Consider the following 15,234-nt stretch of genomic DNA (forward strand, 5'->3'; position numbering starts at 1 on the left):
GGCTCGGCCGGTGTGGGCGACGTTACCGGCGGGGGTGGTGGGGCTGATCTTCGGGTTGTCGCCGGCGGCTGGTATCAAGGCAGACGTCTGAACACGTGTACGAGGAAAGAGGTTGTGCGATGGGTGCCGCTGGGCAGGGTTTGTCCGATGAGGAGGTAGGCGGTATCCGGGAGGCGTTGGCCGCGGGCCGCAAGCCGAAGGTGGTGTTCACGGCGACGGCGGGGCAGATCGTCGGGCAGTTGGGTCAGGTGGTCGAGTTGACGGATCCGGCGGTGTCCGACGAGTTCGTGGTGGTGCGGTTCGGGCGTGACGAGTTGCCCTTCTCCCCTGCTGATGTGGCGGTGGCGCCGAAGGGTGCGGGGCGTCGGCCGGTGGAGTCGAAGGTGGAGCCGCCGGCGGCCGAGCCGGTGGTGGCCGGGCCGGAGTTTGTGTTGGACCAGGTGCCGCAGCCGCGGCGGGAGGAGCGGGAGGAGCCGAAGGTGGAGGCGGTGGAGGCAAAGCCGGCGCGGCGGGCGGTGAAGGTGGCGAAGCCGAAGGGGCCGGCGGGGCTGACGGTGACGTTGGCGTACGCCGATGGTGAGTGGACGGTGGCGGCGCAGCAGGGCGCCAAGGTGTTGGCCAAGCCGTACGTGCTCAAGCCGGCGGAGGCGCTGCGGATGGTGGCGTTGGTGGACGTGCCGGGGGTGCAGGAGGCGGTGGAGCAGATCCTGACGACGGAGCGGTCGGAGGCTGAGCGGCAGGCGGAGAAGTTGCGTGCCGAGTTGGCGGAGATCGAGGCCCGGTTGGCGGAGTTGCGCGAGGCGGGTTGACCGGTGGTGGGGTGTCGGCCGGCCTGGGCGGTTGCCCGGGCCGGCCGACGCCGTTGCTGGTGGTTCGGGGCGGGCCGGAACTGCGCTGGGTGAGGAGCCGGTCAGAAGGAGTCGAGGGCTTGGGCGGGTGGGCCGGCGGCGAGCAGGTCCAGGGCGCTCGGGTCCGGTGTGGTGTGTCGCAGCAGCCCGGTTTCGGTGAGGGTGCGGGCGGTGGCGGTGCCGGTGTAGAGCTGGGCGAAGCCGCGCACGGTCAGGTGCAGGTCCGCATCGGCGGTGACGCGGCGCAGGTGGGCGTTTCCGTCGGCGACGGTGAATTGCCAGGTGCCGGTGTTCCAGTCGGCGAGGTCGTCGGTGAGGGTGAAGGTGACCGTGCCGTGGGTGTGGGCGGGCCAGCCTCGGGTTTCGACGGCGCGGACGACGTCGACGGGCCGGTGCATCCAGACGTCGCGTTCGTGTTCGCGGGCGAGTTCGAGGGGCAGGTGGGCGCAGATGGCGTCGCCGGGCAGCGGGGTGACGCGCAGTGTCGGGGTGACGCTGTGCCAGCTGGCCAGGACGCCGACGAGGGCGCGGGCGGCGTCGGCGTTGGTGGCGAGGATGTCTTCGACGGTGAGCACGGCGTCGGGGCGGTAGCCGCGGCCGCGGTCCCAGCCGGCGTAGCCGATCAGGTGGCCGTCGTGTTCGACGAGGGTGAGCCCGTCGTAGGGCAGTTCGCCGCCGGTGTCGAAGCGGGGGTGGGTGCGGGTGAGCAGGCCGTTGCGGTGCCGGGTGACGCGTTGGTGCAGGTCGGCGACGGCGGGCAGGTCGGTGGGGGTGCCGGCGCGTACGGTCAGGTGTGGTTGCGGGCGGTGTCGGGGCAGCGCGGCGGTGGGCAGGTCGAGGGTGCGCAGCTGGCCGGTGATCTCCCAGCCGCAGGCCCGGTATGGGGCGGATGTGCTGGGAAAGAGGGAGCTGATGGCGGCGCCGCGGTCGTGGGCGCCGTGCAGCAGCGTACGTAGTAGGGCGCGGGCGACGCCGGTGCCGCGGGCTTCGGGGGCGACGGCGACGCCGGCGACGTCGGCGGCGGGTACGGCGCGGCCGGTCCACCACTGGTCGTGGTGCAGGTCGACGGCTTTGCCGACGAGGTGTCCGGCGGAGTCGAAGGCGCCGTAGACGGTGCGGCCGGGGGCGGGGGTGGTGGCCTGCGGTGAGGGTTGTGGGTCGGAGCCGAAGGCGAGCCGGCCGAGGTGCCAGGCGGCGGTGAGTTCGTCGGGGTGGAGTTCGCGGACGGTGGGTTGCACGCGCCCGACGATAGCCGCGCCGGCGAGGCTGTCGAGGGGTTTTGTCGGCCCCGCCGGGACGGGGTGGGTGTGGCGGATGGCCGGCGGGGCCGGGCCGGTCAGGTGGTGACGGTGGTGGGTTCGTGGCGGACGGGAAAGTTGACGGAGTTGGCGATGAAGCAGACGTGGTGGGCGTCGTCGTGCAGGGCGGTGGCGGTGTCGATGGTGGTGGGGTCGGCGACGGTGACCCGGGGGCGTAGGACGACTTCGGTGAAGTGGCCGCTGCCGGTGGCGTCGGTGGTCATGGTGCCGGTGGCGTCGTCGACGTAGTCGGTGACGACGATGCCGTTGTCGGCGCAGAGGTGCAGGTAGGCCAGCAGGTGGCACTGGGACAGCGCGGCGAGCAGGAGTTGTTCGGGGTTCCAGCGGGTCCGGTCGCCGCGGAAGGTGGGGTCGGAGCTGCCGGGGATGGGTGGGCGGCCGTCGGTGGTGATGTCGTGGTCGCGGTGGTAGTCGCGGTAGCCGCTGGTGCCGGTGCCGAGGTTGCCGGTCCAGGTGACGGTGGTGGCGTAGGTGTGGGTGTGCAGGCGCATCAGGTGATGGTGCCCGATCGGGCCGGGGTGTGTTTGCCGGCCCGATCGTCGGGTCACTGTTGGGGGATGTGGGTGACGCCGATGCGTTTGCGGAAGACCCAGTAGGTCCAGCCCTGGTAGGCCAGCACGATCGGAGTGAAGATCACCGCCACCCAGGTCATGATCTTCAGGGTGTAGGGGGTGGAGGCGGCGTTGGTGGCGGTCAGGGTGCCGGCGGGGTCCAGCGTGGAGGGCAGCACGTTGGGGAACAGCGCGGCGAACAGGGTCGCCACGGCCAGGGCGATCGCTACGGCGGTGCCGGTGAAGGCCCAGCCTTCGCGGCGTACCTTGGCGGCGGCGAGCCCGCCGAGCAGGGCGAGGGCGGCGCCGGCGGCGAGCACGATGGCGGCGGCGCTGGAGCGGATGGTCAGGGTCCAGGCGAGGAAGGCCACGGCGAGCACGGCGGTGGCCGCGCCGAGGCGGACCGCGAGGGCGGCGGCGCGGTCGCGGATGTCGCCGAGGGTCTTGAGGGCGATGAACACGGCGCCGTGGGTGGCGAACAGTGCCGCGGTGGTGGCGCCGCCGAGCAGGGCGTACGGGTTGAGCAGGTTGAGCAGGCCGCCGACGTATTCGTGGTCGGCGGACAGGGGTACGCCGCGCAGGATGTTGGCGAAGGCGACGCCCCACAGGATCGCGGGGATGAGGGAGCCGTAGAAGATGGCCTTGTCCCAGCGGCGTTTCCAGGTGGGCTCGGGGCGCTTGTGGCGGTACTCGAAGGCGACGCCGCGGGCGATCAGCGCGAGCAGGATGAGCAGCAGGGGCAGGTAGAAGCCGGAGAAGAGGGTGGCGTACCACTCGGGGAAGGCGGCGAACATGGCGCCGCCGGCGGTGATGAGCCAGACCTCGTTGCCGTCCCAGACCGGCCCGATGGTGTTGATCATGACGCGGCGTTCGCGGTCGTCGCGGCCGAGGACGGGCAGCAGCATGCCGACGCCGAAGTCGAAGCCCTCGAGGATGAAGTAGCCGGTGAACAGCACGGCGACGAGGAGAAACCAGATGGTGGTCAGTTCCACGGTGGGTGCTCCGGGTCAGTAGGCGAAGGCGAGCGGGCGCTCGGCGTCGTCGGTGTCGTCGGGTTCGGGGGTGGGCGTGACGTCGGGTACGCCGGCCTTGGCGTAGCGGACCAGTAGTTTCACCTCGATGACGGCGAGGATGGCGTAGATGAGGGTGAAGGCGGTGAAGCTGGTGAGGACCTCGGCGAGGGAGACGCTGCGGGAGACGCCGTCGCGGGTGAGCATCTCGCCGAAGACGATCCAGGGTTGGCGGCCCATCTCGGTGAAGATCCAGCCGAAGGAGTTGGCCAGCAGCGGCAGGATGGGCATGGCCAGGCCGGCGCGCAGCAGCCATTTGCTGTTCGGCACGGCGCGGCCGCGGCGTTGGGTCCAGAGCACGAGCAGGGCGATGGCGGCGGCGGCGAGCCCGAATCCGATCATGAAGCGGAAGCTCCAGTAGGTGACCGGGATGATGGGGGTGTAGCTGCCGGGGCCGTACTGGGCGCTGTAGAGGGCCTGGAGGTCGTTGATGCCGTGCACGGTGCCGTCGGGGTCGCCGGTGCCGAGGTAGGACAGCAGGTAGGGGATCTTGATGGCGAACAGTTCGCGGCTGCCGTCGAGGCTGCCGATGGTGAGTACGGAGAAGGGGGCGGGGCTCTCGGTGTGGTAGAGGCCCTCGGCGGCGGCCATCTTCATCGGCTGCACCTCGGTCATGATCTTGCCTTGGATGTCGCCGGTGATGACGACGGCTGCGGTGGCGGCCAGGGTGACCCAGGCGCCGAACTTCGCGGCGAACCGGTAGGCGGGGGTGTCGGCGCTGTCGCGGTTGCGGATCAGGTGCCACAGGGCGACCGCCACCAGCAGGGATCCGGCGACGAGGAAGGCGCCGGCGATGGTGTGCGGGAAGGTGATCAGGGCGACCTCGTTGGTGAGCACGGCGACGAAGTCGGTCAGTTCGGCGCGGCCGGTGTCGGGGTTGTAGCGGTAGCCGACGGGGTTCTGCATGAACGAGTTGGCGGCGAGGATGAAGTACGCCGAGAGGTTGGTGCCGATGGCGGCGGCCCAGATGGTGGCCAGGTGCACGCGTTTGGGCAGCCGGTCCCAGCCGAAGATCCACAGGCCGATGAAGGTGGATTCGAGGAAGAAGGCGACCAGGGCCTCGATGGCCAGGGGTGCGCCGAAGATGTCGCCGACGAAGCGGGAGTAGTCGCTCCAGTTCATGCCGAACTGGAACTCCTGCACGATGCCGGTGACCACGCCCATGGCGAAGTTGATCAGGAAGAGTTTGCCGTAGAACCTGGTGAGTTTGAGGTATTTCTTGTTCCCGGTGCGGTGCCAGAGGGTCTGCAGGATGGCGACCAGGACGGACAGGCCGATGGTCAGCGGTACGAAGAGAAAGTGGTAGACGGTGGTGACACCGAACTGCCAGCGGGCGACGTCCAACGCGTCCACCTGCGACCCCCAGGCTGCACTCATACTACAAGACGTAGTAAATGCTACCGGGTGTCGTAGAGGGTTCGGCAGGGGCGTGCGGCCCGAACCCTCCCGGGACCAATGACCCTGCTCACCTCTGCCGCTCGGCCCGCCCCCGCCACCGGCGACGCCGGACGTGCGACCATGATCGGCTGATGGACGCCGCCCACTCCCCCTGGCGATCGCCGCTGATCTGGCGCGCCGCGCAGCTGCTCGCCCACCTCGTGGTGAGGCTGCTGGCCCGGCTGGAGGTCACCGGCGACATCCCCGCGCGGCTACGCGGCGGGCCGCTGATCCTGGCCGCCAACCACATCAGCCCGTTCGACCCGATCGTGCTCACCGCCGCCTGCCGGGTCCGCCGGATCGCGCCCCGGATCATGGCCACCGGCGGGCTGTTCCGCGCTCCGGTGATCGGCGTCGCCATGCGCGCCGCCGGGCACATCCGCGTGGACCGGGGCACCAGCGGCGTACGCCGGGCCCTGGACGACGCCGCCGCGGCGGCCGCCGCCGGCGCGGCGATCCTGATCTACCCCGAAGGTCGCATCGGTCTGGACCCGGGCCTGTGGCCCGAACGCGGCAAGACCGGCACCGCCCGGCTCGCCCTGGCCTGCGGCGCCCCGGTCATCCCGGTCGCCCAGTGGGGCAGCCACGAGGTGCTGCCCTACCGGGCGCCCAGGGGGCTGCCGGGTGGGATCGCCCGCGCGCTGCTGCGCCGCCCGACGGTGCGGGTGCACTTCGGCGACCCGGTGGCGCTGGCCGACCTGACCCACGGCGATCCCGGCGCGGCCCGGCGGGCCACCGACCGGATCATCGACGCCCTCACCGACACCCTCGCCCCGCTGCGGCCGAACGAACCCGACCTGCCCCGGCATGTCGACCCGGGACGCCCCGTCGACACCAGCCGCTCGCACCGACGCCGTCCGGCCCCCGGCTGACCCGTCCGGCCTCTGGATGGGTGGGTGGGCCCGGTGGTGTTGGTCAGGGCAGCGGCTCGCCACGGGCGGTCAACCACAGCTCGTACCACTGCTCGTGGGTCAGCTCCGGTGCGCGGCGCACCGCGTCGCCGCAGGCGCGGATGCGTTCGGGTCGGGCGGTGCCGATCACCGGCGCGATCCGGGCCGGGTGCCGCTGCAACCACCACAGCACGATCGCCTCCGGCGTGGTGCCGTGGCGCTGCGCGAGCGCGGCGACGTGCTCGGCTGTGGCGTGGTCCGCCGCGCTCTGCGGGGCGCCGGTGAAGCGCCCGCCGGCCAGCGGCCCCCACGCCTGCAGCCCGACCCGGTGGCGCCGGCAGTGCTCGAGCGTGCCGAGGGGAAACCCGGGAGTCTCGGACTCCCGGGTGTTCACCAGCACGCCCGCCTCCAGCCAGTCCCGATGGGCCAGGCTCAGCTGGAGCTGGTTGACCACCAGCGGCAGGTCGAGGTGCGCCTGCAGGTGGGCCACCTGGGCGGCGGCCATGTTCGAGACCCCGACGTGGCGCACCAGGCCCTGCCGGTGCAGCGCGGCCAGCGCCTGCGCGACCTCCTCAGGGTCGGCCAGCGGATCCGGCCGGTGCAGCAGCAGCACGTCGATCACGTCGGTCCGCAGCCGGGTCAGGCTCTGCTCGACGCTGCGCACGATGTGCGCGGCGCGCAGGTCGTAGTAGCCCGGTGCGGTGCCGTCGGGCAGGTGAATGCCGCACTTGGTCTGCAGCAGGATGCGCGAGCGCAGTCCCGGCGTACGGGCGAGGACCTCGCCGAAGACGGCCTCGGACTTGCCGTTGCGGTAGATGTCGGCGTGGTCGAACGCGGTGATGCCGATCTCCAGGGCCGCCTCGATGGCCGCCTGCGCGGCGTCGATCTCCCGCGGGCCGTAGGGCTGCGTGTCCCACGTCCCGCCCAGCCCCATGCATCCGTAGACCAGCCGGTGTGTGCGGATGTCGGCTGCGGTGGTGATCTGCTGCTGACCGTTCACCAGACCTGGATAGCACAGCACGTCGTGGCCGCTGGTCGCGGGCGACCGGGTCGGGTGGCGCGTCACGTCCCGGCCACCGGCGGTTCAGCGGGGCCGGGCATACTGCGCTGCGTGTCGACCGGCTACACCTACCTGGACTCCCCCGCCCCGTTGGCGTTCGCGCACCGCGGCGGCGCCGCTGACGGCGACGAGAACACCACGGCCGCCTTCGCCCGCGCGGTCGACCTGGGGTACCGGTACGTGGAGACCGACGTGCACGCCACCGCCGACGGGGTGGCGGTGGTGGTCCACGACGACACCCTCGACCGGCTCACCGGGCAACGGGGGCGCGTGGCCGCGCTGCGCTGGGCCGACCTGGCCACCGTACGCGTCGGCGGCGCCGCCGCGGTGCCCCGCCTCGACGAGGTGCTCCACGCGTGGCCGCAGGTGCGGTTCAACATCGACGTCAAGTCCGACCCGGCGGTGACGCCGACGGTGGCCACCCTCGACCGGGCCGGCGCGGGTGACCGGGTGCTGCTGGCCTCGTTCAGCGACAACCGGTTGACCCGGCTGCGGGCGATGACCGGCGGGCGGGTGGCCACGAGCCTCGGGGTGCGCGGGGTGGCCCGGCTGCGGTGGGCCTCGCTGACCGGCCGGCCGGTGCGGCTGCCGCGGTCGGTGGTGGCCGCGCAGGTGCCGGTGCGCTACGGCCGGCTGCCGGTGGTGGACCGCCGCTTCCTGCGGATGGCGCACCGGCTGGGGTTGCAGGTGCACGTCTGGACGATCGACGAACCCACCGAGATGCACGAGTTACTTGATCTCGGGGTTGATGGCATCATGACCGACCACGTCGGCGTGCTGCGCGACGTCTACCGCAGCCGCGGCCACTGGGCCGCCTGAACACCTGAGGGCAAAGGACCCCACATGGCCGAGACGGTGACCCCTGCCGCGCAGGACGACATCCCACCGCCCACCAGCACGCGCCGCGAGCGCACCGGCTGGTACTTCTACGACTGGGCCAACTCGGCCTTCCAGACCACCGTCATCACCGTGTTCCTCGGGCCGTTCCTGACCAGCGTCGCCAAGGTCGCCGCCGGGTGCGCGCCGGGCGGCGACTGCGACGGGTACGTCTACCCGCTGGGCATCAAGGTGGCCCCGGGTTCGTACTTCCCGTACCTGATCACGTTGTCGGTGCTGCTGACGGTCTTCGTGCTGCCGGTGGTCGGGGCCATCGCAGACCGGTCGATGCACAAGAAGCGGCTGCTGGCCGGCACCGCGTTCACCGGCGCGTTCGCCACCATCGCGATGATCTTCGTGACCGGTGACAGGTACCTGCTCGGCGGCGCGTTGTTCCTCGTCGCCAACATCGCCTTCGGTGCGGCGATCGTGGTGTACAACTCGTTCCTGCCGCAGCTGGGTGGGCCGGACGAACGCGACGGCATCTCCAGCCGCGGCTGGGCGCTGGGCTACCTCGGTGGCGGTCTGCTGCTGGCGTTGAACCTCGTCGCGGTGCAGTCGTTCGACAACGGCACCCCCGAGCGCACCCTGGACCTGGCCCGCTGGTCCATCGTCTCGGCCGGTCTGTGGTGGGCGGCGTTCACCCTGGTGCCGCTGCGCTGGCTGCGGGAGCACCCCACCGCGGCGGCGCTTGCCGCCGGTGGTCGCGGCAACGTGCTGACCGACGGGTTCCGGCAGCTCGGTCGCACCCTACGGGAGGTCAGGGCGTACCCGTTGACGCTGTTCTTCCTGCTGGCGTTCCTGGTCTACAACGACGGCATCCAGACCGTCATCACCCTGGCCAGCGTGTACGGCATCGAGGAACTGCGGCTGGAGCAGAGCACCCTGATCGTGACGATCCTGCTGGTGCAGTTCCTGGCCTTCGGCGGGGCGTTGGGGCTCGGCGCATTGGCGGCACGCATCGGCGCCTGGAAGACGGTACTGCTGAGCCTGGTGCTGTGGACCGTGGTGATCCTCGGCGCGTTCTGGCTGCCCGCCGAGGCGCCGCTGCCGTTCATGATCCTCGGCGCGGCCATCGGCCTGGTCCTGGGCGGCAGTCAGGCGTTGAGCCGGTCGCTGTTCAGCCAGCTGATCCCGGCCGGCAAGGAGGGCGAGTACTACGGCTTCTACGAGATCAGCGACAAGGGCACCAGCTGGCTCGGGCCGCTGGCGTTCGGCCTGGTGTTCCAGCTCACCAACTCCTACCGGGTGGGCCTGGTCTCGCTGCTGATCTTCTTCGTGGTCGGTTTCGTGCTGCTGCTGGCGGTGCCGATGCGTCGGGCCATCGTCGCGGCCGGCAACACTCCGCCGCGGGTGCTGTGACCCGCACCGGCCGCCTGGTGATGATCGGCTAGGCTGCCCGTCCGTGACCACCGCCGACGACGCCACCCCGACCTGCCCGGCCCGACCGTTGCGGGCCGGGCCGGGCGACAACCCGGTCGGGTGCGTCGTCGCCCGGGGTGTGGACGGCCGGCCGGCGCACGCGGCCGCGTTGCGGTTCTACTGGGGTCCGATGGACTGCGGCAAGTCCACGATGGCCCTGCAGATGAATTACAACCACTCCCGGCAGGGACGTCGGGGGCTGGTCACCACCCGCATCGACCGCTCCCTCGGCCCGCAGGTCACCACCCGCATCGGGCTGGCCCACGAGGCGATCGAGGTCACCGACGAGGTGGACCTGCGGGACCTGGTGCGCGACGCGTGGGCCGACGGCGTACGGGTGGACTACCTGATCTGCGACGAGGCCAGTTTCTACTCGGTGCAGCACGTGGAGCAGATGGCCGAGCTGGTCGACAGCTACGACGTGGACGTGTACGCCTTCGGCCTGGCCACCGACTTCCGGTCCTGCCTGTTCCCCGCCGCGCAGCGGCTGTTCGAACTCGCCGACTCGGTGGCCCGGATCCAGGTCGAGGTGCTGTGCTGGTGCGGCCGGGAGGGTCTGCTCAACGCCCGCGTCGCGGGTGGGCGGGTGGTCCGTGAGGGCGAGCAGGTGGTCATCGGCGACACCGTCGACACCGGCGAGGTGCGCTACCAGGTGCTCTGCCGGCGGCACCACCGCGCCGGCGACCTCGGCCCGCGCCCGGCCGTCGTGCAGGGCTGAGCGGGGCGGACCTCGATCCGGTGCGCGACGGTCACCAGCGCAGCCCGAGCGTGCTGACGAAGGAGTGCAGCTGCTCGGCGATGACCTGGTGGTCGCGCTGCGACGGATGCCAGTGGCAGCCGAGCAGGTCCAGGCCGGTGTCGCCGTAGGCGAGGTGTCGTACCCGGTCGTCTCCCCGGCTGTTGCGTTCCCGGACGATCTGCCGGGTGGCGTCGCCCAGCGCGGTGGTGTCGGACATGTGGGCGGAGAGCACCACGATGACCGCGGTGGCGCCGTAGCGGGCGCGCAGCAGGTCGAGGAAACCGTGGTAGGCGGTGCGGTACGCGGCGATCAGGCTGTCCGGTGTCCAGGGCTCGCCGGAGTTGATGGCGGTGGAGAAGTCGTTGATCCCCAGACCCACCACGATCAGCTGCGGCCGCCAGTCGGCGGGCACCGGCCAGCGGTCGCCGTCGACGGCCAGCAGGGCGCGCTCGTAGTAGGTGCGGTAGCTGGTGCCGGGTTCACCGCCGTTGTAGTTGCGGACCATGCCGCGGCCGGAGAACGCGTTGATCTGGTAGTCGGCGTTGAGTCGTTTGGCGGTGAGGGCGCCGAAACTCGTGTCCGCGTTGGTGGTGCGGTTGACCTCGTCGCCGGAGCAGTCGCGGGTGGTGGACGTGTTGCCGTAGCCGGCGGTGTGCGAGTCGCCGATGAACTCGATCTGGCGGGTGCGGGCGGCGGGCTTGGCCAGCACGGCGCCGCCGGGCCCGGCGACGAAGCCACCGAAGGTGGCGGTGGCCCAGGGGCTCTCGTTGCGTTTGACCAGGCGCACGGTGTGCACGGCGTCGGTGAGGTTGTTGACCCAGTGGGTGCCGGCGGCCGGATTCACCAGGGTGGCCGTGGTGACGCCGTCGACCTGGATGTCGTAGTCGCTGTTGGGGTCGTCGAGCACGACACCGACCCCGGTGCCGCGGATCCGGCCCTCGAAGTAGACGCCCGGCCAGCTGAACCGGGCGGCGTCGGCGGCGATCCTGACCCGGCCGGCGGTGTGCGCCCCGGCGATTCCGCCGGGTGGCGGGATCGTCGGTGGCACGGTGGTGGGTGGGGTCGGTGGCGGCGTGACCGTGCCGGTGCAGGCCACACCGTTGAGGGTGAAGGCGGTGACGATGGGGTTGGCGCCCGACCAGGTGCCGAGGAAACCGATCGTGGTGAAGCCGTTGGTGGCCAGGGAGCCGTTCCAGGACATGCTGGTGGCCGTCACCTGGCGGCCGGACTGGCGCCAGGTGGCGTTCCAGCCCTGGGTGAGTCGCTGGCCGGCGGAGGCGAACTCGAAGCCGAGTGACCATCCGGTGACCCGGTCACCCAGGTTGGTGATGGTGACCTCGGCCTGGAATCCGCCCTGCCACTGGCTGGCCACGGTGTAGTCGACGCGGCAGCCGACGGCCGCGAGCGCCGCCCGGGGCGCGGCCACCGCCGCGAGCCCGACTGTCACCGTGCCGGCCGCCAGGACGGCGACGATCCGCCTCATCAACCCTCCGAACATCGAAGCATCTAGATTGAATGTCTTCAGTCTCGAAGCGTGCTGGTGGAATGTCAATCATGGGCGAGGCCCCTTCGGGCGAAGGATGCCGGTCGCCCGCGCCGCGCCGGTGGCGTCGAGTCACATAACGAAACGATCACTGCCGCGAACCTTTTCCGAGGGTCCGCCGCTCCTGATGCATGACGACACCGACCGCGGGCCCGTCCCGGCTCGTGAACAGCGGGGGTACGACGGATGAGGCTCGCGTTGCGACGCGCCCGTGGCACGAAGGGGCTGCTGCTCGCGGCGGCCGGGGCGGCACTGGTGGCGACGGTGGCCCTCACCGGCCTGGCCGCGTACAGCCGGGACGTGGTCGACTCCGGCACCCGCAGCGTGCTGGCGGCGGCCACCGCCGAGGAACGGTCGATCCTCGTGCGCGCCTCGGCCGGACGTACCGCCGAGGCGTTGCGGGAGCGCGACGGCGCGCTGCGGCAGCAGGTGGAGGTCGACCTGGACGGGCTGCCGGCCCGGGTCAGCGCCGCCGGATACGCGGCCGGCCGGCAGTTGCGGGGCGACACCGGCGACGCCGTCGCCGACCGAACCGGCACCATCTACGCCTCGGTGATGTTCCTCGACGACCTGCCCGCGCACGGCCAGCTCACCGCCGGCGCCTGGCCGCAGGCCGGCGCGGCCCAGCCGCAGACCGCCCTGGCCGCGGCCGCCGCGGCGACCCTAGGGGTGGAGGTCGGCGACCGGATACCGATCACCGACGGGCTCACCGAGCGGATCACCGAGGTGACCGTGGTGGGGGTGTTCACCCCCGTGGACCCGGACGACCCGTACTGGCGGCTCGCGCCGGAGACGGCGACCGGTTCGATGCCGCAGGCGGCCACCTACGGCCCGATGACCGTGCACCGCGACGACTTCGTCACCCACTTCCTGGCCAACGCCTCCGCCGGCTGGCTGGTCGAACCCGACCTGTCCGGGATCAGCACCACCAGCGCGCTGGACCAGCTGGCCGAGGTCGCCACCCGGATCGTCACCGCCACCCCGGCGGCGGCCGGTCTCGGTGACTCCGCGGTCGCCACCAGCAGCCTCGCCGAACTGGTGCCGCGGTTGCAGCAGGCCACCCTCGTCGGCCGGTCCGCGTTGATCACCCCGATGCTGCTGGTGGTGGTGCTCGGCGGGTACGCGTTGCTGCTGGTCGCCATCCTGCTCACCGAGCACCGCCGCGGCGAGACCGCGCTGCTGCGGGCCCGGGGCGCCGCCCGCTGGCAGTTGGCCGGGCTGACCGCCCGGGAGGCCACCCTGGTCGTCCTGCCCGCCGCCGTCCTGGCCCCGCCGGTCGTCGCCGAGGTGCTCGGGTTCGCCCACCGGCTGTCCGGGCTCGCCACGGTTGCGCTGCGTCCGGATGTCTCGCCCGACTCGATGGTGTGGCTGGTGGCCGGGGCCACGGCCGCCGGCTGCGCGCTGGCGATGATCGGGCCGAGCCTGCGCCGTGGCGACAGCTACGTCGCCGACCTGGCCAGCCGGTCCCGACCGAGCCGGCGGGGCATGGTGCAGCGGGCCGGGCTGGATGTGGTGCTGGTCGGCCTGGCCCTGCTGGCCTGGTACCAGCTCAGCCGCTACTCCTCACCGCTGTCGCGATCCCGCGGCGGCGAGCTGGGCGTCGACCCCCTGCTGGCCGCCGCACCGACGTTGGGGGTGCTGGCCGGGGCGGTGCTCGCCCTGCGGCTGCTGCCCCCGCTGGTCCGGCTCGCCGAACGCTGGCTGGACCGTAAACCGTGGACCGCCGTCATGCTCGGCACCTGGCAGGCCGGCCGGCGGCCGCACGCCGGGCCGGTGCTGCTGCTCGCCCTCGCCGTCGCGGTCGGCACCCTGGCCTGGTCGCTCGCCAGCACCTCGCGGCGTTCGCTGGACGATCAGGCCGCCCACCAGGTCGGCGCCGACCTGCGGCTGACCGAGGACAACGGGTTCGCTCCCGACAACCGGGCCGACCAGCTCGCCGATCTGCCGGGCACCCAGGCGGTCCTGGCGGCCTGGCGGGACAGCATGCGTCTCGGGCCGGCCGCCGAGCCGGCCACCATGCTGGCGATGGACGCCCAGGCCGCCGGTCAGGTGATGCGGATCCGACCCGACCTGGCCGGCGGCTCCGCCGACGGCCCGCTCGACGCTCTCGCCGACGGGCGCGTCACGGCACCGGACACTGCGCTGCCGGCGGGCACGCGGCGGCTGACCGGGCAACTGTTCACCCGGATCACCGTCCCCTTCGGTGTCGTCGCGCCCGTACGCCACCATGTGGTGCTCGCCGGAGCGCGGGACGGACACCGACGGCTGCTGCTGGGCACCACCGACGGCGGCGAACCATTACGGTTCTCCGTGGAGCTGCCCACCGGGGACGCGTGGCGGCTGGCCGGGTTCACCGCCGAAACCGTCGGCACGGACCGAATGACCCTCGACTGGCAGCTGTCCGACCTGCGGGCCAGCCCGAGCGCCTCCCCCGGCACCCCGGTCGACCTGGCTGCCGGCGGGCAGTGGCGGTTGAGTGAGCGATCCGGCCCGGTGGCTGCGCTGCCGGGAGCCGCCGGGAACACCCTGACGGTCAAGTACGTGCGTGGCGTGCTGGACTCTCAGACCAGCTCGATCCTGCAACTGGGCATCTCCCGGCAGGCAGCTGCCAGCCGGGTGCCGGTGGTGGCCACCCCGCAGGCGCTCGCCGCACTGCACCTGGACGTGGGCGCGCAGACGCGGTTGTTCCTCGGTGGCGCCGAGGTCGACGCCACCGTGGTCGACACCGTGACCGCGGTGCCCGGTGACGCCGAGGCCGCGGCGCTGCTGGTCGACCTGCCGTCGTTGAGTAGCCGGATCTTCCACGACCACGGCATCGTCCGCTCACCGCAGGAGTGGTGGGTGGCCGCCCGGCCCGGCCAGGCGCAGCAGGCGGGCGCCGCGGCCGCCGCGCTCGGCGGGCTGGGCGTGCTGGACCGGGAGGACGTCGCCGCCGAGCTGGCCCGTGACCCGTTCGGGGCGGGTGCCCGGGGTGCCCTGTTCGCCGCCGCACTGGCCGCGGTGCTGCTGGCCGCCGTCGGGGTGGCCGTGGACGTCAGCGCCACCGCCCGCCGGCGGGCCACCGAACTGGCCGTGCTGCACACCCTCGGCGCGGGACACCGCCTGGTGGCCAGATCGCTGCTGGCCGAGCAGTCGTTCCTCGCCGGCATAGGCGTGCTGGTCGGGCTGGCCGTCGGGGTCGGCGTCGCCGCGACGATGGCGCCGCTGGTCATCCTCACCCCGGCCGCGCAACGGCCGCACCCGCCGCCACTGTTGAGCATCGACTGGCCGCCGGTGGTCGCCACCGGTGTGGGCCTGCTGGTGTTGGCGCTGGCGTTCAGCGCGGCCGTGTCGGTGACCATGCGGCGGCGGCTGGCCGCCACGCAGCTGCGCATCGGGGAGGACCGGTGAGCGCGAGGAACGCAGCGCAGCGGAGTACCGCAGTCGCGAACGAAAGGCGGGTCCGGTGAGCGCGAGGAGTGAGCTTGCGAGCCCCGCAG

Annotated in this window: 12 protein-coding genes; 6 read left to right on the forward strand and 6 right to left on the reverse strand. The window is 72.3% G+C overall.

From position 1 onward, the window contains the following. Nucleotides 1-119: 119 nt before the first annotated feature. A complete protein-coding gene (locus IEY61_RS02445; protein WP_189040575.1) occupies nt 120-809 on the forward strand; it encodes a hypothetical protein in 690 nt (229 codons plus the stop codon). A 101-nt stretch (nt 810-910) separates the two neighbouring features. On the opposite strand, the gene IEY61_RS02450 is transcribed toward IEY61_RS02445, so the two are convergent. From IEY61_RS02450 to IEY61_RS02465, 4 genes are all read right to left on the reverse strand, one after another. Beyond that, nucleotides 911-2,086 (reverse strand): GNAT family N-acetyltransferase, encoded by a 1,176-nt coding sequence (locus IEY61_RS02450; protein ID WP_189040576.1) that lies wholly within the window; start codon nt 2,084-2,086, stop codon nt 911-913. Nucleotides 2,087-2,184: 98 nt separating this feature from the next. Beyond that, a complete protein-coding gene (locus tag IEY61_RS02455) occupies nt 2,185-2,658 on the reverse strand; it encodes an OsmC family protein (RefSeq protein ID WP_189040577.1) in 474 nt (157 codons plus the stop codon). A gap of 53 nt (nt 2,659-2,711) precedes the next feature. Then, on the reverse strand, nt 2,712-3,710 hold the full coding sequence (gene cydB / locus IEY61_RS02460) for a cytochrome d ubiquinol oxidase subunit II (protein WP_189040578.1): 999 nt from the start codon (nt 3,708-3,710) through the stop codon (nt 2,712-2,714). A gap of 15 nt (nt 3,711-3,725) precedes the next feature. Further along, entirely contained in the window at nt 3,726-5,141 is a 1,416-nt protein-coding gene (locus IEY61_RS02465) for a cytochrome ubiquinol oxidase subunit I (RefSeq protein ID WP_189040787.1), read from the reverse strand. A 176-nt stretch (nt 5,142-5,317) separates the two neighbouring features. Between IEY61_RS02465 and IEY61_RS02470 the strand changes: the two genes are divergently transcribed. Continuing rightward, entirely contained in the window at nt 5,318-6,097 is a 780-nt protein-coding gene (locus IEY61_RS02470) for a lysophospholipid acyltransferase family protein (RefSeq protein ID WP_189040579.1), read from the forward strand. Nucleotides 6,098-6,140: 43 nt separating this feature from the next. Here IEY61_RS02470 and IEY61_RS02475 read toward each other — a convergent pair whose 3' ends face one another. Then, nucleotides 6,141-7,181 carry an aldo/keto reductase gene (locus IEY61_RS02475; RefSeq protein ID WP_229705627.1) on the reverse strand — a complete coding sequence of 347 codons (1,041 nt, stop codon included), beginning with the start codon at nt 7,179-7,181 and terminating at the stop codon, nt 6,141-6,143. Nucleotides 7,182-7,226: 45 nt separating this feature from the next. Here IEY61_RS02475 and IEY61_RS02480 point away from each other — a divergent pair, with 45 nt between their 5' ends. Genes IEY61_RS02480 through IEY61_RS02490 form a run of 3 tightly spaced genes read left to right on the forward strand, consistent with a single transcriptional unit; the run spans nt 7,227 to nt 10,191 of the window. Next, nucleotides 7,227-7,994, forward strand: coding sequence for a glycerophosphodiester phosphodiesterase family protein (locus tag IEY61_RS02480; protein WP_189040580.1), 768 nt, complete (start codon nt 7,227-7,229; stop codon nt 7,992-7,994). 24 nt (nt 7,995-8,018) lie between these two features. Then, nucleotides 8,019-9,413, forward strand: coding sequence for an MFS transporter (locus IEY61_RS02485; RefSeq protein WP_189040581.1), 1,395 nt, complete (start codon nt 8,019-8,021; stop codon nt 9,411-9,413). Between the two features lie 43 nt (nt 9,414-9,456). Then, a complete protein-coding gene (locus IEY61_RS02490; RefSeq protein ID WP_373293081.1) occupies nt 9,457-10,191 on the forward strand; it encodes a thymidine kinase in 735 nt (244 codons plus the stop codon). Nucleotides 10,192-10,222: 31 nt separating this feature from the next. On the opposite strand, the gene IEY61_RS02495 is transcribed toward IEY61_RS02490, so the two are convergent. After that, nucleotides 10,223-11,695, reverse strand: a complete 1,473-nt coding sequence (locus IEY61_RS02495; RefSeq protein WP_189040582.1) for a cellulose binding domain-containing protein — start codon at nt 11,693-11,695, stop codon at nt 10,223-10,225. 246 nt (nt 11,696-11,941) lie between these two features. Here IEY61_RS02495 and IEY61_RS02500 point away from each other — a divergent pair, with 246 nt between their 5' ends. Next, complete coding sequence (locus tag IEY61_RS02500; protein WP_189040583.1) at nt 11,942-15,145, forward strand: FtsX-like permease family protein; 3,204 nt, start codon at nt 11,942-11,944, stop codon at nt 15,143-15,145. Nucleotides 15,146-15,234 lie beyond the last annotated feature (89 nt).

The sequence above is a fragment of the Micromonospora sonchi genome, from assembly GCF_014646235.1.
In the GTDB taxonomy this organism is placed as follows: Bacteria; Actinomycetota; Actinomycetes; order Mycobacteriales; family Micromonosporaceae; genus Micromonospora; species Micromonospora sonchi.

Coding starts and splice junctions, on each gene's coding strand:
- IEY61_RS02485 (WP_189040581.1), top strand. CDS start 8,019: ATGGCCGAGACGGTGACCCCTGCCGCGCAGGACGACATCCCACCGCCC.
- IEY61_RS02500 (WP_189040583.1), top strand. CDS start 11,942: ATGAGGCTCGCGTTGCGACGCGCCCGTGGCACGAAGGGGCTGCTGCTC.
- IEY61_RS02445 (WP_189040575.1), top strand. CDS start 120: ATGGGTGCCGCTGGGCAGGGTTTGTCCGATGAGGAGGTAGGCGGTATC.
- IEY61_RS02495 (WP_189040582.1), bottom strand. CDS start 11,695: ATGAGGCGGATCGTCGCCGTCCTGGCGGCCGGCACGGTGACAGTCGGG.
- IEY61_RS02455 (WP_189040577.1), bottom strand. CDS start 2,658: ATGCGCCTGCACACCCACACCTACGCCACCACCGTCACCTGGACCGGC.
- IEY61_RS02470 (WP_189040579.1), top strand. CDS start 5,318: ATGGACGCCGCCCACTCCCCCTGGCGATCGCCGCTGATCTGGCGCGCC.